This is a genomic window from Pedobacter westerhofensis (assembly GCF_900182595.1).
In the GTDB taxonomy this organism is placed as follows: domain Bacteria; phylum Bacteroidota; class Bacteroidia; order Sphingobacteriales; family Sphingobacteriaceae; genus Pedobacter; species Pedobacter westerhofensis.
The window spans coordinates 404,357-423,886 of the sequence record NZ_FXTN01000003.1; the positions used below are offsets into that span (position 1 = coordinate 404,357).

Annotated in this window: 15 protein-coding genes; all 15 read right to left on the bottom strand. The window is 36.0% G+C overall.

Annotation, left to right across the window (positions count from 1 at the left end; translation table 11 throughout):
- Positions 1–138 precede the first annotated feature (138 nt).
- The 15 genes from FN831_RS07090 to FN831_RS07160 all read right to left on the bottom strand — a co-directional run bounded on the left by FN831_RS07090 (position 139) and on the right by FN831_RS07160 (position 19,528).
- Positions 139–1,416, bottom strand: coding sequence for an O-antigen ligase family protein (locus FN831_RS07090; RefSeq protein WP_142527504.1), 1,278 nt, complete (start codon positions 1,414–1,416; stop codon positions 139–141).
- A gap of 107 nt (positions 1,417–1,523) precedes the next feature.
- Positions 1,524–2,459: a glycosyltransferase family 2 protein gene (locus FN831_RS07095; RefSeq protein WP_142527505.1), complete on the bottom strand. Its 936-nt coding sequence runs from the start codon at positions 2,457–2,459 to the stop codon at positions 1,524–1,526.
- Positions 2,443–3,804 carry an O-unit flippase-like protein gene (wzx, locus tag FN831_RS07100; protein WP_142527506.1) on the bottom strand — a complete coding sequence of 454 codons (1,362 nt, stop codon included), beginning with the start codon at positions 3,802–3,804 and terminating at the stop codon, positions 2,443–2,445. The genes FN831_RS07095 and wzx overlap by 17 nt, the downstream gene beginning before the upstream one ends.
- Positions 3,794–5,161, bottom strand: a complete 1,368-nt coding sequence (locus FN831_RS07105; RefSeq protein ID WP_142527507.1) for a protoporphyrinogen/coproporphyrinogen oxidase — start codon at positions 5,159–5,161, stop codon at positions 3,794–3,796. The genes wzx and FN831_RS07105 overlap by 11 nt, the downstream gene beginning before the upstream one ends.
- Positions 5,162–5,163: 2 nt before the next feature.
- Positions 5,164–6,456: a lipopolysaccharide biosynthesis protein RfbH gene (gene rfbH / locus FN831_RS07110; RefSeq protein WP_246101401.1), complete on the bottom strand. Its 1,293-nt coding sequence runs from the start codon at positions 6,454–6,456 to the stop codon at positions 5,164–5,166.
- Positions 6,428–7,318 (bottom strand): NAD-dependent epimerase/dehydratase family protein, encoded by an 891-nt coding sequence (locus FN831_RS07115; protein ID WP_142527508.1) that lies wholly within the window; start codon positions 7,316–7,318, stop codon positions 6,428–6,430. The genes rfbH and FN831_RS07115 overlap by 29 nt, the downstream gene beginning before the upstream one ends.
- Positions 7,306–8,451 (bottom strand): CDP-glucose 4,6-dehydratase, encoded by a 1,146-nt coding sequence (gene rfbG, locus FN831_RS07120; RefSeq protein WP_221931299.1) that lies wholly within the window; start codon positions 8,449–8,451, stop codon positions 7,306–7,308. The genes FN831_RS07115 and rfbG overlap by 13 nt, the downstream gene beginning before the upstream one ends.
- The gene (gene rfbF / locus FN831_RS07125) at positions 8,399–9,169 is read right to left on the bottom strand and encodes a glucose-1-phosphate cytidylyltransferase (RefSeq protein ID WP_142527510.1); all 771 of its coding nucleotides are present in this window, start codon (positions 9,167–9,169) and stop codon (positions 8,399–8,401) included. The genes rfbG and rfbF overlap by 53 nt, the downstream gene beginning before the upstream one ends.
- A gap of 10 nt (positions 9,170–9,179) precedes the next feature.
- On the bottom strand, positions 9,180–10,211 hold the full coding sequence (locus FN831_RS07130) for a ferredoxin--NADP reductase (RefSeq protein WP_142527511.1): 1,032 nt from the start codon (positions 10,209–10,211) through the stop codon (positions 9,180–9,182).
- 17 nt (positions 10,212–10,228) lie between these two features.
- A complete protein-coding gene (locus FN831_RS07135; RefSeq protein ID WP_142527512.1) occupies positions 10,229–12,583 on the bottom strand; it encodes a GumC family protein in 2,355 nt (784 codons plus the stop codon).
- An 11-nt stretch (positions 12,584–12,594) separates the two neighbouring features.
- On the bottom strand, positions 12,595–13,506 hold the full coding sequence (locus tag FN831_RS07140) for a polysaccharide biosynthesis/export family protein (RefSeq protein WP_246101403.1): 912 nt from the start codon (positions 13,504–13,506) through the stop codon (positions 12,595–12,597).
- Positions 13,499–14,227, bottom strand: a complete 729-nt coding sequence (locus FN831_RS07145) for a tyrosine-protein phosphatase (protein ID WP_142527513.1) — start codon at positions 14,225–14,227, stop codon at positions 13,499–13,501. Before FN831_RS07145 ends, FN831_RS07140 begins: the two co-directional genes overlap by 8 nt.
- Before the next feature lie 15 nt (positions 14,228–14,242).
- Positions 14,243–15,781, bottom strand: coding sequence for a capsule assembly Wzi family protein (locus FN831_RS07150; RefSeq protein ID WP_185960412.1), 1,539 nt, complete (start codon positions 15,779–15,781; stop codon positions 14,243–14,245).
- Positions 15,782–15,951: 170 nt separating this feature from the next.
- The gene (locus FN831_RS07155; RefSeq protein WP_142527515.1) at positions 15,952–17,568 is read right to left on the bottom strand and encodes a capsule assembly Wzi family protein; all 1,617 of its coding nucleotides are present in this window, start codon (positions 17,566–17,568) and stop codon (positions 15,952–15,954) included.
- Between the two features lie 16 nt (positions 17,569–17,584).
- Positions 17,585–19,528: a polysaccharide biosynthesis protein gene (locus FN831_RS07160; RefSeq protein WP_142527516.1), complete on the bottom strand. Its 1,944-nt coding sequence runs from the start codon at positions 19,526–19,528 to the stop codon at positions 17,585–17,587.
- Between the last annotated feature and the right edge of the window lie 2 nt (positions 19,529–19,530).

Sequence of the window (19,530 nt, forward strand, 5' to 3'; positions counted from 1 at the left end):
TTATACTCAAGTATCTTTCGTCTAATTGCTCCAGCTGAGAAATTCAATCCCCCTTAAAAGCGTAAGATAATACAATATATTTTAATTAAAGGCATCAAAAGCATAGGAGGCAATTATCTCTTGATGACCAATTAGGTATTAAAGTGCCTGTGAGAAAGGATCTACTTTAGGTAGTTCGAAGGAACTGTTATCGTTGCGGCGTATATGATTTTGCTCAGAAAAGAACAGTACAATTAGTAAAGTCAATGGCAAAACATTTGAGGGTGAGGTAAGTCGGTGCTCTGTTAGGCTCATGAAAGCTATATTCAATATGTATAACAAAATAACATTTCGTACTAAAGGAAAATTATTAGGGGGAGTGGCATGTTTATTAAAATGTAGATAAAGAGATATCAAAAACAACAAAAATATTACAAGACCTAATATCCCTTGCTCACCTCCAATATGGAAATAAGTATTATGTGCATGCGCATCGTTATATGATTTTACCCGCTGCAGATTTGGATTGACAATGGCAATTTTGTCATTAAAGATGTATGGTCGATCGTTCAGCGAACCGAAACCTGCTCCAAAAATTGGAGAATGAATGAATTCATCTATTCCCGAAGGCCAATTATATAGGAGACGAATACTGATATTTGCGCCCTTAGTATCTTGATCACCAAAAGATTCAGTAACGTAATCATATCCATGTATCTGTGAAGAAGCCCTTTTATAAAAATCGAATGTTTGCATAACTAGGAACACCTCAAATACTAATACAATCGCGATTGCAATCATTCCCAGCTTTCCCATATTTTTTTCGAAAAATAAATAGAGAGTTATACAAAACCCTAAGCCAAGCATCGATCCCCTGGAATATGTCGCAAATAGGAATATTATATTCAACCCAAGAAATATGAAATTTTTCCAATTTTTATTATTCCAAAACACAAGAAAAGTACATGTGACGCAGAAACTGAGGAATCCTCCAGCAGCATTTCGTGCAATAAATAGACTCCCAAATGATAGCTCTGCATTTAACTGAAAATTATTAATAACTATGGTTCCAATAAAAACAATAAGATTGAGAGCCGTCTCAAAATAAATGAACTTGATTAAGAGCTTCTTTACGTCTAATCTAGCAGAAACGAGTGGAATTAGTAAAAGTGGAGCGTAAGAAATAAATACATTTCCGTCATATCGGTAGAAGTCATAACTCAATAATGCTCCTGAATCATAAAGACAAACTGAGAGAAACGATACAAATAAAAACAAATAAAAAATGTAGATAAATTTCGGATTGTTTCTTTTGTCCTGAAAACTTAATGGAAATAACAATAATCCTAAAGGAGATGCTATCGCTGAGACAGGAATAAAATTCGTACAGCTACAAAAAAATGCAATAATGACGATTATAGGAATAATTTTTTTCATATCTTAATCAATAAGGTACTGATGCCATTCTATTTTCCACAAAAAAGTATTATGCATCTGATATTGTTAATAGTATCAACGTAACGGCTCTCAAAGTGACCTTTATACTATTTTGTTTTCAGAATCCTTTTGAATTTAAAGAACAAACCAAATCTGTAGATTGAATATTTTAGCACATATGCTAGGTATAAGAAGAATGTTGTCTCGAAGAGCTTTATCAAAGCCTTGTCTTCCTTTTCAACAAAGTTGTATAGGTCAATCTTGGTATTATACAGTTTCTTACTCGAAAGAGCACTCATTGATGTAGTGGCAAGAAAGAAAATTTTATCAAGATAGTTCTTCGGAATTATTTTTCTTTTCCTGTAGGAATATGCCCCTTTTATTATACTCTCAATGATCTTTGAAGTGCTTTGTGATTTATCTAATCTATAATATGCCTGAACCAAGTCGAATTTGATAATATCCCCAGCTTTCGACAATCTTACCCACAGATCAAAATCAGATACAGGAAATTCAGATTGATCAAACCTGAAGTTATACAGCTTAACATTAATAGCTATACCAGGAAACAGCGATAAAATATTGTAATTAAATTCCTGAGTTTCAAACAATCTTACTTTCAATGATGTAATATCCAAAGGAGTACTTAGCTTCCTATCCGATTTGTAACCTCGCACATATCCAGAAGAAATGCAGCTGGAATCAGGGTACACCTTCCGAACCATTTCAAAGCATTCTACAAAGTTAGGATATAATGCATCGTCATCATGAAGAATAGTTACCCACTCTGTTTCGGCATGATCAATACATTTATTCCAATTTCCAATCATACCAAGATTTGATTCGTTTCGGTAAAATTCGATATCCGGATTATTCAAACTATCAATGTGCTCCTTGAATTTGTTGTGTGTCGAGCAATTATCAACAATTACTATTTTGCATTTCACAGTCTGATTGACTGCGCTTGCAACAGCTTCTTCAAAAAAATCGTATCTCTCGTATACAGGAATAGAGATAGTTATAATATTAGAAAAGTTTTCCATAAAAGTCTATAAATTTAATATTTAAATCCTTGATTACTTCATATGGCCATTTCCAAACATTATAAGATAATTGTACCAAAATAATAGATATAGCAAAACATTCAATTCTTAAATTGAAGCCTAATATCAGGATAAAATTAAATAAAATTACAAAAAAACCGGTCCACAAAGCAGCATTAACGAATGGGACTGTATTCTTCGTGGTAAGAAAAGTTGCACAATTTCCGTGAGTAATCTCTAGAAGATATACTATAGCGAAGAGCACCAATACTCGAGAATCAGGTAAATTGGTTTTGCTATGAAAAATCTCTAACAGAGAATTACCAGCTAGGCAAATAATCACCGTTCCACTAAGATAACCAACCCAACCTATCTTCATCGATTTGATAAATTCACGTTTTAGTTCTTCAATATTATCATGGACCCGTAGGCTATTGAATTTAGGTATCAATGTAGTGAAATATAATCTAGAAAAGTTACATAAGGTACTAAATAGCTGCATACTTAGACCAAGCGAAGCAACTTCTGCTATAGTAAAGTATCTACCTGCAATCAAAAGGTTTACTTGGAAGATTAAAAAAGAACCAAGAGAAACTAACCCAAGTTTTTTTGCGTTATGCCAGATCTGAGAGAATATCTGCTTTTGATCTTCCATAGCTTTATTAGCCAAAAATGCTTTTGTATTTCGATCGTAAAACCTGTTGTAATATAAGATTCTGTTTAATAGTGTGCTAATGAGGCTAGCAATAGAAATACTAAGTAAACCACAATGAAATAAGATCCCCAAAACTGCGGCTAGCAAATAAACAAGCTTTGCAATAGATATTGCTTGATTTGCAGCCTTTATAAGGCCTCTACCAAGCAACAATGCATCATAATAAGAATAGAAAAAATTCAAACATATAGATAGTGCAAATATGTAGAATGAAATCCAGAGACGAGTATCTGAGTGAATTATACTTTTCAAGTAAAATGATCCACCTATAAAAATTGTCACCAATAGAATTATGGTAATGATTCCATAAATATTTCTTACCACACCAATTACGGACTTCAGGAGAGTGTAATTTATCCCAGAGGTAGATTGTTTCTCAGGAATACCTTCCTTTGATAAGGACTGTGCCCCACTATATATATATGAAACTGTTCTAGTAATATTTGGTAAAAAACCAAAATCCATTATAAACGCCAAGGCACTCATATTTAGAAACAAGTACCATAAACCAATTTCCTGTGTGGTGAATAACTTAAGGATAAATGGTAAAAGGAAAAGACCAGAACCATAATTCAAAAACTGTGCAATATAACTCCAAAGAATATCGTTCTTATTGATATTAATGCTCATCCTTAATAGATTCTTTAATATATTTCCCCCTCAATATACAATCATCTGTCCAATAGTATTTCCACTGCCCAAATCTTCCCGCCAACACTAGATCTCCTAAATTTTCAACGGGAGAAATTTCCAATTTTGTATTCCAATCCGTCATCGGTTCTAAATCATCCTTTTCCCTTAAAAGTCCGAAAGATGATAGATAACTTAGGATTTTGTTGAGTGATTCCTCCCTTTTGTGATCAAATATTACATTAGCATACTTAATAAAGTTGGTATGAGTTTCCTCAATATATTGTTCTGACCTAATCAGGCCCATCTCAATAAGTTCTTCAGTAACTTTCTGTGTAATTTCTGCTAGAGATTGCTCCTGTTTCTTGTATTTGGAAAAATAGACCTCTACTTGAATCCCACATTTTCCCGCTACTCCATTATTTGGAGATAATAACTCTGTGAAGTTGATTCTTGTAGAATATTTATCAAGATCATACACATACAACCAATGTGCTGAATTTGTTGCAGGATGCCCCACAACAAAGTTCAAAAGTAATAATTCAGAGCAAGAAAGATTCTCGGCGGCACCCTTAATACTCTCACCAGCATCAATGAATTTAATAAATTCAGGTAATGGTAATGTATTAATCAATTTTGTGTATTGTTGCATCGAACCATCTTCAAAATACACTACTTTTTCATTTAAATCTATGCGTTGAACACATTTGTCATATTCTACATTCATTCCCTTAACCATTTTATCAGTGTAACTAAAATAACCACCTTTGTTCGGATAACGTACTGAAGTTATATAGTGTGTTGATTGATCAAGGGGACCTTCAAATCCCTTTTTTACAGTTTCGATATCTGGGAAAAAAACACGTCCTCCAACCCAATCTGTCGTCAAATGTCGGGGATGGACTGTCCAGTATTTCTCAGTATAGGCTGTGACAAATTCATTGGAAAATTCGTTCCCAAATGCCGCTTGTAGCCACTCATAATAGTTAGAAGGGTTAATATTTTCAACTTCTGTCCTGCTTTCTAAAAAGTCAGATAAGCACTTTGATCTGACTGGTTCAGGAACAGCATGGAGATTTGACTGTGCAGGATGCGGAACCCAACTACCTTTATAGTAGTTTGTTGGATAAACCGGATATTCTAGAAAATCACCACCTACAGCCTCTTCAAATAAGTCTTTAACATACTGATGTTTGGTAAAAGAAACATGAGGTCCTTCATCCCATGTAAAGCCATTTATATGATGTGAATAGATATGTCCACCAGGATAACCATTTTTCTCAACCACTAAACATTCATGTCCCAAATGATATGAACAGCTTATACCCGCCAGCCCCGCTCCTAATATTAAAATCATTATTAACCGTTTATATATTTTCTTATTACATCTGCTATATAATCGTAATGGCTTTCATCAAGGCCTGGCCAAACCCCAAGCCAAAACGATTGATTCATAATTATATCGGTGTTAGTTAGGTCGCCAACCACGCGGTGTTCTACATTGGTATAAGCAGGCTGTCTTAATAAGTTTCCAGCAAATAACAAACGTGTACCAATTTTATTCTCCTCTAAATGCTGTACCAACATATGCCTATCATTCGAATCTCCTTCCCTAAGTGTCATTAAAAACCCAAACCATGATGGATCTGAATCTTTAGTTGGTTCAGGTAGTATGAAAATTTCTTCGAACTCTTTCATACGGGAGTACAGTGCAGCATAATTTTCTCGACGTTGCTGTACAAACCTGTCAATCTTTCTTAATTGGGATACACCAAGTGCAGCCTGCATATCAGTAACCTTCAAATTAAACCCAATATGCGAATAGGTATATTTATGATCATATCCATATGGCAGAGAACCTAATTGCTGACCGAAGCGACATCCGCAGGTATTATCTCTACCAGGTTCGCAATAACAGTCTCTACCCCAATCTCTAAAACTTTCCGCTACTTTAGACAACTCTGGATTATTCACAATGACCGCGCCACCTTCTCCCATAGTAATATGATGCGCAGGATAAAATGAAAATGTGGATATATCTCCGAAAGTACCAGTCTTTTTCCCCTTATATGTTGCTCCTAGTGAATCGCAATCATCTTCGACAACCCAAAGGTTGTATTTTTTTGCAACACGCATCACTTCATCCAAGTCGAATGGGTTGCCTAATGAATGCGCAATCATTATGGCTTTAGTTTTTGGCGATACTGCCGCTTCGATCATCTCCGCTTTAACGTTATGCGTTGCAATATCAACATCAATAAAGACAGGAATTGCACCAAATTGTACAATCGGGTTAACTGTAGTTGGGAAACCAGCCGCCACAGTTATTACCTCATCACCCGGTTTAATGGCCCTCTCGCCTAATTTAGGTGAAGTTAAAGCATAAAACGCAACCAAGTTTGCTGATGAGCCTGAGTTAACCAATAAACATTTTTGAGCTCCAAAGTATTTTGCAAACTCTGATTCGAATTCATTGGCAAATCTGCCGGCGGTTAGCCAGCCATCGGCTACAGACTCCATACATAAAAGTAGATCATCCTCTTCAATAATCTTCCCAGTCACCGGAATATAATCCACCCCTGGTATAGATTTTTTGAACGTTTTTAGCGCTAATTCTTTATCGTTAATTTGTATCATAAGAAGTTTTTTCAATGTTAATAGTTTGCATTATACCTTGTTCAAAGGTATATAAAGGCTTCCAGCCCAACTGTTTTAGTATGGTTATATCCGCACAAGAATACATTATTTCATTCTCACGCATAGGTAACTTCCCAAAATGTAACAGAACGTTGTCCATCGATGTGATTGATCTCATCTGTATTATTAGATCTTTAAGCATCAGAGCACTACCCGAACCTACAGGTATGGTGTTAAGGCCCTTAAATAATTGTACATTATTAAGGATAACCAGATATGCACTGATTACATCATCTATATAAATAAAGTCCCTAAAGGGGGTTGCATCGGTAAAATCAATGAACCCTTTACCCAACTGTAATTCATGTAAAACATATGTAATGAATTTTGTTGAACTATCATTTGGGCCATAAAAGTATTCCAATTGTAAGTTAATTACATCTATTTTATTGGAACAGATTTCTAACCATTCCATAAATTGTTTTTTCGCCCTAGAGTAGGCATTGAGTTCCCTCGGAAGCGACGTGTCTGTATTGACAAAACATTTGGTCCCGTAAGTAACAGCTAAATTAAGAATCTTTACTGGAAATGACAGGTTGGCTTCTACGACTTCCGCCAAACTTTCGCCATTTCTTCCATATGAGGCAGCTGTATGAATTATTAAATCAGGCATCTCATTTTTAAAGAACTCCTCGAGAGCGCCATCATCAACATCAACATATTTTACCTTTTCGGAAAATCCATTATCTAAAAAAACTTTATGTTTGTTCCTAACAGTTATAAAGACATCATAGCCTTCTGACAAAAGTCTATAAAGCAATCTTTTACCAAGATACCCGGTCCCGCCAGTTAATAATATTTTAGTTACAAGGCCCAAACTATACCTTTTTTAATGCCTTTGGCTGTATAATCTAATATTTGTTCAACCCGACTAGTATAAACATCGACACTTTCATCCATATCAGCTAAATAACCATTCAATGTATATTCAACAGTTTGGTCAAAGTCTAGAACTGGTTTCCATTTTAGATAATTAACTGCTTTGGATATGTCTAATTTCAATAAAATAGCTTCATGTAGCTTAACTACATTCTGAGGAATTATATATCCTCCTTTACTATCTATGGTGAGCATTTTGTCAATTAAGTTCTTCACTGAATAATTAGAAGTATCCTCTGGTCCAAAATTCCAACCTCCACTAAACGATTTACCATTTATATATAATTCGGATGCTAAGTTTAAATATCCGCTTAACGGCTCTAGGACATGTTGCCAAGGCCTGGTTGCATAGGGATTTCTAACTTCAAGCTTAATGCCTTGTTGTACTGCGCGAAAATAATCAGGTATAATCCGATCAAGCGCCCAATCACCTCCTCCAATAACATTCCCAGCTCTGCCTGATGCAACATTACATGTTCCATCCACTTTAAAAAATGATTCGAGGTAAGAACTAGTGATAAGCTCAGAACATCCTTTAGAAGCACTATACGGATCCTTACCACCCATTGGATCATTCTCTCTGTATCCCCAAACCCATTCTTTATTATCGTAACATTTATCAGTTGTAACATTAACTGCAGCTTTAACCGAGGGGGTACATCTAACGGCATCAAAAAAGTTAACAACCCCCATCATATTGGTCTCAAAGGTACTGGCCGGATCTTGATAAGACAGCAGCACTAGAGGTTGTGCAGCAAGATGAAATGCGAAGTCAGGCTGAACATCTTGAAAATATTTTTTTAAAGCTTTCCCGTCACGCACATCTCCAATAAAATGATTCATTTTATTGGGTAAATCACAGGTCACAAAGTTGTCCATATCACCAGATGGCTCTAAAGCATAACCATACACTTCTGCACCAAGTTCTCTAAGCCAAATAGCAAGCCATGAGCCTTTGAAACCCGTATGACCAGTTACAAGAACTTTCTTTCCGTAATAAATATTATTGAAGCTCATATTACCAAGATTTCCATTTTGCTTTATTATTAGCCCAATCTTCCTCCAATTCATGTTTATCTCTGAGGGTATCCATCGGTTTCCAAAAGCCAGAGTGATTGAAAGCTTTCATTTGACCATCTGCGGCGATCGTTTCCATTGGTTCCTTTTCAAATATGGTCGAATCTCCATCAATATAGTTGAATACCTCAGGTTGGCATACAAAAAATCCACCATTAATCCAGGCACCATCTCCTTTTGGTTTTTCCAAGAATGATTGTACCGTATGATCGGCAGTTAAATTGAGTGCTCCGAATCTGCCAGATGGCTGAACAGAGGTTACAGTACAATGTTTACCATGAGCTTTGTGAAATTTAACAAGGTCTCCTATGTTTACATCGCTTACGCCATCCCCATATGTAAGCATGAATGGTTCGTTTCCAACATGAGGTTGAATACGTTTTATTCTGCCTCCCGTCATTGATTCGTTACCAGTATCTACTAAAGTAATCTTCCAAGGTTCAGCTTGAGAGTCATGTACCTCAATAGAATTGTTAGACATATCTATAGTTACATCCGATTTATGTAGAAAGTAATTTGCAAAATACTCCTTAACTATATATCCTTTGTACCCCAGGCATACTACAAAATCATTAAAACCATGAGAGGAATAAATCTTCATTATATGCCAAAGTATTGGCATCCCTCCAATCTCGACCATAGGTTTCGGCTTTAAAACTGTTTCTTCGGACAACCGGGTACCTAATCCACCAGCAAGCAATACTACTTTCATAATTTTTCTCTTATATTTCTATATCTACATTACCTGTCAATGGATGTGAACAACACAACAAATATTCATCTGCTGCTAGGTCAGTTCTTACCTTATTCAAGCCTATCATTTTAATTTCTCCAGCAATCAATCTTCCTTTACATGTACTACAATTTCCAGTCTGACACGAATATGGCAACTCAATTTCCGCATCTAAAGCGGCTTCTAATATACTTTTTCCTTTGATAACTTCAAGAGAATATTCTTTTTGTTTAAATCGTAAGCCAATCATTTGAGTTCCAATTTCTGCGAAATCATTAGGATCTCGAACAATCTCAAAATCTTCAGAAAAAATGTCCTCATCTTTGACCTCCAAAAGTTGTAAAGCGCTTTTGACAGACTCTTTTAAACCAGCAGGCCCACAAATATAATGTATAGATCTATTTAAATCTCCAATATCCTCGAGCAATTCTTTGGCATTCTTCTGGTTGATTCGTCCTTCTACTAGCCAGGGATTGTTTGGTTTTACAACCAAATTAGTGTGAAATTGTTTAGCAAAGAAAGTGTCTGGATATTTTACCTTTAAATCCTCAATTAAATTATAGAATATTGTTGTTTCCTTACTTCTATTACCATAAATCAGATAGACTTTAACTTGTGACTTAGTGTGTAATATATGTTTTGCAATGGATATAAGCGGAGTAATACCACTTCCTACACCCCAAAAGAAAACAGACCTGTACTCATTTTTGTCCTTAAATATAAAGTCGCCCATGGGGGACATTACCTCAATGCTATCTCCCGGCTTAATTGTATCTAAAATGTGGTTCGAAACAATACCTCTCGGAACCCTCTTTACAGTGATTTCTAGATAATTATCAACTTCAGGACATGAAGAAAACGAATATGGTCTTATATAGCGTCGTCCATTAATCCTAAAAATTAAAGTTAAATATTGGCCAGAGAGATATTTAATTTTCTTTAATCCAGGCTGTTTAAAACAAATCGTAACGGTGTCTTCCGTTTCAAGTCTGCATTCAGCAACTTTAAGCGTATAATTCATTGCGTTAATACCAAGCGTTAGCTGTTCGATCTTTTGAAGAATTTCTGGATCTTACTTTGTGTTTGCTCTTCACCATACGTACCGTATCCATAGCCATATCCGTAATATTTACTTACAATATCATTTACAACAATACCCAAATTAGTCATTTTGCCATTCCTATAAAGATCTTCCACTATTGCTAACTGATCCTTTCTGGTAACCTTTTGCCTAACTAAATACAGTGTAACATCAGCATATTGAGATAAAAGCTGCGCATCAGTTATAATTCCAATCGGTGGAGCGTCAATAATAATATAATCAAATTGTTTCTTAAGTTCTTCAATTAAGGTTTGTGTACGACTGCTCATTAAAGTCTCAGCCGGATTCGGAGGCAAGGGGCCGGATGAAATAATAGACATGTTCTTATTAATATCAAGAGGCCTCAGAATATCTGTAATCTTTAAGCTTTCATTTATAGTGTAATTACTAAAACCAAGGGAATTGTTAATCTTTAACTTAGATGAGAGCCCCGGCTTTCGTAGGTCAAATTCTAAAAGCACAACCTTTTTATCCGTCAGGGCGAGTATGTTTCCAAGATTTACAGCTGTAAAGGATTTACCTTCACCCGACATGCTCGATGTTAGCAAAATAACCTTCTGGTCATGATCTTTTAAATAAAAGGACAAGTTAGTCCGAAGAGCCCTAAATTGTTCTGATATGGCAGATCTTCCCTGATTAGCAACTACCATACTATCCATACTTAAATTGTGACTTATTTCACCGACAACTGGAACCTGAGTGTGTTTACTTATGTCATCTTTAGTTGATATCGTCGTATTATAAAGTTCTAGCCCAAAAATCAACAGTATTGGAAAGATAAGACCAATAACGAAGCCCGCTAATAGGATTACATTTTTTTTAGGACTTATGGGAAGAAATTGTGATTTAGGGGGATCAATAACTTTTGCTATTGATAAATTCGCTGTTTTTGAAATCGCAGTCTCTTCAGCTTTCTGCATCAGAAATATATAGAGTTCTTGCTTTATCTTTTGATTTCTTGCCAGTTTCAAATAATTTTTTTCAACCTGCGGAACACCTCCAATTTGAGTTTCGACAGTACTAAGTTGAGTACGTAGTTTATTCCTAGTCAGCACAAATGTATTTTTAGTGCTTTGTATGTTTGCGAGTATTCCTTTTCTTAATCCTGAAATTTGATTGTCGATATTGTGAATAAAAGGACTTTCTTCTGTAACACTCAGTAGCTGTTTATCACGCTCAAGTAGTAAAGAATTGTATTGTTCCATCATACCAGAGAAAACCAGATCTGATGGCAATAAAGATGTTGGAAATACCCTTTTATTTTTATTCTGATCTTTAAGATAACTCTCTAAATCATTTAGAATTGAAACTTGTGTCTCAGCTTTTGCTAATTCAGTAGTAAATTCACCTGTATTTTGCACAAGTAATTTACTTTGTTCGCTCATATCAGCAAGTTTATTATTTTGTTTAAATGTTTCAACCTCATTTTCAACATCTCCTAGTTCCGACGCAATAATATTTATACGTTCACGTATAAACTTGTACGTGCTGTCTGCTATAGAATTTTTATCTCCTAAGTTTGTTTGAACGTAGTTATTAATCAATGCATTCAAGATGTCCTCCCCTTTTTTAGGTAATGCATAGGATAACCCCAGATCTATAATTGTGCCTTGTTTATTTGTAACACCAACAAGTAATTGTGACATTAACATTCCAACACGCTCATCAATAGAATTTATCTTAATTACATAATTCACCTTTGGTACTTGCACACCCGTTTCCTGAATTAGTTTTACAGTTCCTACTTCCTCAATCCTGAAGGTTTCGTTCCACTTTACATCACGTTCAAAGTCTTTGCTTATTACTCTTAATTTACCGTTAGTTAGTGGCTCAATATTTAACTGTGTTTTGGAGATAGTATCAACCCCCTGAACAATTAATAATTTGAAAGGTGCATTATAAAGCTCCCTTGTAGTAAAACCATTCTTATACTGATAAACAATATTTAATTGAAGTTGACGAACCACTTGCTCCATTAAAAATCTTGTTTGTAGGATTTCGGCTTCATTATCAACCGAACTTTTAGATCCAAGAATTCCGCCTAAATCCATTAATGATCCAGCTTGCTTCCCTAAACCACCTCCTTTGTCATCATCATTTACAAGAAGCTTGGCAGTAATTTGATATGTTGGAGGAACGTAGCATGTATATAAGAAAGCGATTAGTAAACAGGCAAAAACACTTGATACGAACCACATCCATTTGTCCGATAGTTTACTAAATACTAGTTTTAAATCGATACTATCTTCTTCTGTATGCTGCTGCATTTTATTTTCCACAGGGTTGTTCATTTATTAAATTATTACTTTAACTGAGTTATAGCCACGACAAGCACCGAAAGAACAGATGCAATCACACTAATTGTTTGCAGTTGTGCTGAATTAGTGGCAGATACCTTCTTCTTGTTTGGTTCTACGTAGACTACATCATTCTGTTTCAAATAATAAAATGGACTGTTAAAAATATCTGACGAGTTTAAATTCAGTCTTGCAAATTCTTTCTTTCCATTGTTATCTCTTACAATCAAAACATTTTCACGTTTTCCGAAAATCGTCAAATCACCTGCAAGACTCAGTGCATCTAGTATTGTTACTTTTTCGTTAGGTAAAGTGTAGGCTGAAGGTGAATTTACCTCTCCCAGTACACTAACCTTAAAATTTGCAAACCTCAATTGAACACTTGGATCCTTGTAAATTGCTCCTACTTTTTCGCGAACTAATTCACGGGCTTGATATGTAGTTAGACCCGCGACTTTGATTTTCCCAACGAGCGCTAATTCAATATCACCATTTTTATCAACCAAAAAACCGGTAATTTGCTGTGCAGCAACGGCCGTGTTTGCACTACCTCCTAACAATGGTGAAGAAGAAGCCTGATTTATTATTGCTCCACTCTGCGGATTTAATGTAAATACATTTATACTTAGTATATCGTCCGCTTGTATTGTAGGCTCTGTAAATGCGGCAGCATTTTCTAATTTAGCTTGATCAACACTCTGTATATCTTGAAAATATGCTATTTTCTTACTACTTACACATGAGGTTGCTAGTAAAATTACTAAGAAAATAACCGTAATTTTAGACAAAATAATGGATCTGTTCAATGTATTCATAGTTAATGACTGGTTTAAATCCCGATTAGGATTTATAAACAAGGTTGCAAACTTAGTGATTTTAATGTAAAAATTTTCATGAGGGTCATTTCTTTCATCCAAAAAGTTCCATATTTTTGAATTGATAATACCCAATTAATTTGTGTAATTCCCCACTTTTTATAACCCTGTCAAGCAAGCTTAAATGCTTATCATGGTGCAAATCGGTTCCTGCTAAGTCATAAAGTTCTTTGCTTAATAAATATTCAGTAGCTTGTTTCACTCCTTTTCCATAATATCCAGTTATAGATAACAGGTTTAGCTGGAAATAACAGCCCATTTCTCTCAACCTATGGTATCGAGTAATATTGCCATGATAAAAATTATACCTCTCTGGATGCGCAAGGATTACCTTGTATCCTTTCACCTGTAAATCAAAGATCACCTGTTCAATGTTTGGAGTTTCGGATAAGTAAGACATCTCGATTAAAATGTGCTTATCAGGTAAACACAACAATTCATCCCCGATATTAAAACTATAGTCGACCATATGCTCCGCCGCCGCCCCACCAATAAGGTTAATATTTGAGGAGTCAAGCGCATCTGTTAATAGCTTCAAAGAATTCAGTATACTTTCTTTAGTATTTGGATATAATTCCCCAAATATATGTGGAGTAAAAAACATTTTCTGAAAGCCCAGATCATGTAAACTTCGCACATATGTCAATGACTGTTCCACATTCTTTGACCCATCATCAATGCCTGGCAAAATATGTGAATGTATATCTGGGCCCAACCAATTAATATCCGTAACTAAATTACGCTTTTTAAAAAAACTAAACATATGACCACATCCTCATTATAATCTATAAAGAATTCCCACTTTAATGTGAACGTTATTTACATCTTGTTTATTCCAATCCCAATAGCTCACACCTGACTGCCATTGATACTGATAATTCAATGATCTTATGTACACTAATTGAGAATTCAAGACAAATTTTTTATATGTCCATGCAAAATTTCCAGCGACAGATAGATCTACCCAATGCCTGTTTATATATTGATTCTTATCTGCAGACGCATATGCGAAATCGTAAAAAAGATCATTGTTATTTACTAACCTTTCAAAGGTTAGCCCAATCTTTTTCAATCCTTTTACCCAATTCACATCAAGTGATTGCAAGTTACTTCCAGGGCCAATACCGGCACCTAAAACTTGACCATAATTTGTATAACCGTCAGACACCTGAGAATGTTCATACCATGGCGGAGAGGCTCTGGTAGTAGCAGTAGTTGATCGCTGTAACTGCGTAAACTCTACACCTAATTGAATATATTCGTCTGACCTTCTCAATGGAACTAGCTTTCTAAATCCAACAATGTAAGCACGACTATGTTCAGGTTCGACTAAACCATCTCTTGAGTCATAAGAATGGTCATTGCGTCCAAATTCAAAATAAATCTCTGCCTTACTTTCCGGCAAAACATATCTCGTGAAGAATGCAATGTATTGATCTCGGGCAGCAGCATCCTCAGCATTAGTTCCATCAGCCAAATTATAGGAAGATTTTTCAGGAGCTTTGAAGATCGGGAAATAATCTCCGAAACTAGAACCCATGTCTCGTTTATTGACTGTGAATGTCCGGTCCAACCCAAGAAAGAAATTTGGAATCCATTTTGGTTGATAGGTAACAACTAAACCATTAAAATATCGCCAGTCCTTAGGTCTGCTGACAAATTCCGGCCCAGTGGGAGAAGGAACACCTGATTGATCAAGACGGCCCGAAACTATTTGCGCTTCAAAGGATCCAATATATGTACCAATAGGTCTAACCGTATTTAATGTAAGGTGTTTAAACCCCGAGGCGTTATTACTCATTAATAAGGAACTCCTCACACCTGGTCCCCACCATAAATTTTCATTAGACAATCCCAACGAGACCGGCCCTTGAGTTAACCTTATACTACTTTGTCCCCACGATACTTTACTGTAAGTACCATCCCCAAAACGATCAGGTAGATCGATACTATTGTAAGTCCTTGCAATTGGCGTATTCCAATATACACCGTTGGGCGCATCACTTAGTTTTTGAAAAGTTTTATTCTCTGCGAAAACGTATTCAGGCCTTAATTGAATTGTTAAGGGACCAAGTTGTGCCATCAACCCCGCGGAAATCTGAGTTTCATAACCGCGGGCTTGTACCATAGATCCATCATTTATTCCATATGGATGATGCGTATTTTCCTGATTTTGCCATACTACGGGCAGGACATAAACTTTTAATTTAGTTCCAGGATCTGAATAAATAAGCTTCATGAAATCATTTACATGGAAATTTCCATCGTGATTCAGATCGAAATTTTTATCAGGCGATGTAAAAATAGGCCTGATCATGTAAGAGCTTTTAGACGTATCCTTTCCCAAGAGTTGCTGCCTCCTATAAGCATCTTCCACGTTGTCAAGTAAACCAACAGGTATAGTTTGCGCAATAACGACCGATCTAAGGGACGCTAAAAATAGTATTATAAGTAAAGACCTTATTCTCATGTAGTATAATTTATGATTTAAAAATCGGTATAAAGGCTTCTGAACGTACTGCGCAGACCGATCGTAAAGAGACCAGTATTAGTTTGTGAAACTGCATTATGTTCTTTCCTGTAAATTCCTCCCAGTTCTATTCTCAAGTTATATTTTGGATTTAATACGTATGCTACTTTCGCTTCTGCATAATACAAATTAGTCCCTATCCCCTGACCAATAGAGTTTCCATATTCAGAGACCCTAGTATCATAAGTTTTAAAGATATCGCCACCATAATTTAACCCGTCAGGATCTAGTCCATAACGTGCGTATAGCAGCTCACCGCTAAAGTCAAATCTCTTGTAACTATAGTTCAACTGCCCTATAAATTCCCGGAAATTAGCCCCAAATGGATCAGCAAGTGCCTGATTCATCGCAGCATAATTGGATAAACGTTCAAAATGAGAATAGGTGTATGGCCTCGCAGTATTAAACTCTACCAGGTAATTCAATTTATTTACTTTAAATAAGTCAGAACCTCTGGCACCTAACTGTAAAGCCCATTTGTTAGCCCAATAACCATTTCCCGCAAATATCTCCTTAAGGGTGAATTCATCAAACATAAATTGACTGTACAAAGTCGTTTTATCAAAAAGCTCGTATTTGAAGTTGAATCCGAGACGAATTTTGTCAGGCGAAAGGGCATTGTTTTCTTCAATAGAACGAATAAAAGCGAAAGGTTGAGCGTAGCTAAAATCAAATCCTCTTTTACCTTCCGGCTCGGAATCAGCCCAGGTAACAGCCTGGAAAAAACCAATAGACAACCTTTTGTTTACGTTCCAATCAACATAATGGATCGCATTCCACTTACCTCTTGAACCCAGTCTTCTGTCGTCAGTTAATGGTTCTGCTCCAGGATCAAGCATATAGGCAAAGATAGTTTGGTAGGTTACGCTACCTAGTGTGGCACGCAATCTCAGGAAGGAATATGGGGCTGCATTATCACTCAATAAAATAGATCTGTAACCATCACCAATAAAATTCTTGTCATAACCTAAAGCCAGATTTAGATGCTTATTGGCCGTATATGAAATTAAGGCCGTAGCATAAGTATAGTCCTTTGTTTTACGGTCAAGTTTTTCACCGCCGGCTTGTCCAGGTACAACCTCGTTTTTTTCAATGAAATTGGTGTAATAATTAGAGAACTGAGCCTGGTTTTCATAGGCACTGGTATAGAATGAAAACTTTTTCCCAACGTTTCCACCAAACTGAAATCCTCTGGTGTTTAACCAGGTATTCCTGTTATCCTTAAAATCTTTGCCAATAGTAAGATCAGGGAGAAAATCTGCATATACGTTGTAATCATCGTCTTTCCATTGCAGAAGATGCTCCTGTGTGAATTTTCTTCTCAACCATGTTCTATGATTCACGGAATCCACTCCTTCATTCATTAACTCCTGATATCTTCCAACAAGCGTGGTATCATCTGAATAATATCCTTTTATAGAACTATGGAATTTTGAATTCACATCGTAGACTGATTTATTGAATTTTTGATAAAACTGATAAGAGTAAGGAAGATTTTGGTTAGGAGTTTGCTCCTGTGCAGTTGCCGAAAAGCAAAATAACACAAAGATAAAAGGAAGTAAAAAATTTCTCATATAATTGAAATATCATTTAAACAGATTCATTCAAACGATCTAGCTCCTCAAAAATAGAGTTTTTACTCTTATATTCTTGTACTAATTCCTTCATTTTAATTACAACCTGTCTGTCATTGTTAGCTTTTGCTGACTCAATCAGATCATAGATCTGGTCAACAACTTCATTAAATTTGTATTCCCTTACCTTTCCGATCATGATCTTCTCATGATGCGTAGGCATGGTATTTTCATTATCGTTCAGCAGTTCCTCAAACAATTTTTCGCCTGGCCTTAGACCGGTATATTGAATTTTGATATCGTGATTAGGCTCAAGCCCTGCCAGCCTGATCATCTTTTTGGCGAGTTCTACGATTTTAACTGATTTACCCATATCAAAAATGAAGATCTCGCCTCCTCGGCCCATCCAGCCAGCCTCTAATACTAGTCGGCATGCTTCTGGTATGGTCATAAAAAAGCGGGTGATTTCAGGATGGGTAACAGTAATAGGACCACCCTTTTCGATCTGCTGTTTAAAGCGTGGTATTACGGAGCCGTTTGAGCCAAGGACGTTGCCAAAGCGCGTAGTAATAAATTTAGTGATAGGTTTAACATTCAGTTCATTGATAAAACTCAATCCATTACTGAATATAAAGTTATCAGAGTGAAGGGTTTTGTTCAGAGACTGCACATAAATTTCGGCTACGCGTTTGGAAGCCCCCATTACATTTGTTGGATTCACTGCCTTGTCCGTGGAAATCATTACAAACTTGCGAACGCCGTATTTGACAGAAAGATCAGCAATGATCTTGGTACCAAGAACATTTACTTTGATAGCTTCAGAGGGATTGTCCTCCATCAAAGGTACATGTTTGTAAGCAGCCGCATGGTAAACATAATGAGGTTTGTAAGTTGCAAACAGATGTTCCATTCTTTGTTTATCTCTTACATCACCGATAAAAGCATGGAAATTTTTAACCTGGTGATCATCACCCAGCTCGAGATACAGGTCGTGTAAAGCTGTTTCAGACTGGTCGTTCAAAATAATGAGGCTGGTTTCAAACTTTAAAAGCTGTCTGACTATTTCACTACCTATAGATCCTGCAGCACCGGTGATCAGGATCCGTTGTTGATTTAGTTGTTCCTGAATACCTTCAACATCAATCTGTATAGATTTACGATTGAGCAAATCCTCTATATTAATGTTTTGTATCTGAGTGGATTGTAACTTGCCCCCCATCCACACGTCAACAGGCGGAATATTCAGCACAAGTACATCCTGTTCAAGGCATGCATCTACTATTTGATTTTTTCTTTCAATTGGAATAGTATATGAAGCAAATATGATTTCGTCAACGCCATTTGAAGCAATGATATCTTCTAACGTTTTTGCATCCAGAATCTTTACACCATCAATGGTTTTCCCCACTTTACGTTCGTCATCATCAACAAAGGCGACTATATTTTTATTAACCCTTGGATCGTGGTCAAATGTACGCTTAGTTGCAACGCCTGCTTCTCCTGCACCATAAATAATCACCCTCATCTTATCGAGATTCAGATTTTTGATATATAAAAAGAAATATTTAACTAAAACACGATAGGTGATTAATAACAGGAAGCTAACGAGACCGCTCAAAATAATCACAGTTGGAGAAACCAGGTACCGGCCAGTAAACACCAGAGTCAAAGCATTAATGATAAGGGTACTGCCACTGCTGATCGTAATGGCAAACAATATCCTGAAGATATCCTGCGCACTGGTATAACGTAAAATACCGGAAAATGATTTTACATACAGGAAGACAATGGTGTTAATCACAGTAGTGATTACAATATTTGTGAGGTACTCATTATTGTCGATGGCATCGAGTTCGAAGTTATATTTTATCAAATAACCTACACTTAAGGCTATTATGCATATAGCCAAATCAAGCAGAAAGATTATCCATCTAGGAACTATATTTATTTTAGCAAACAAAA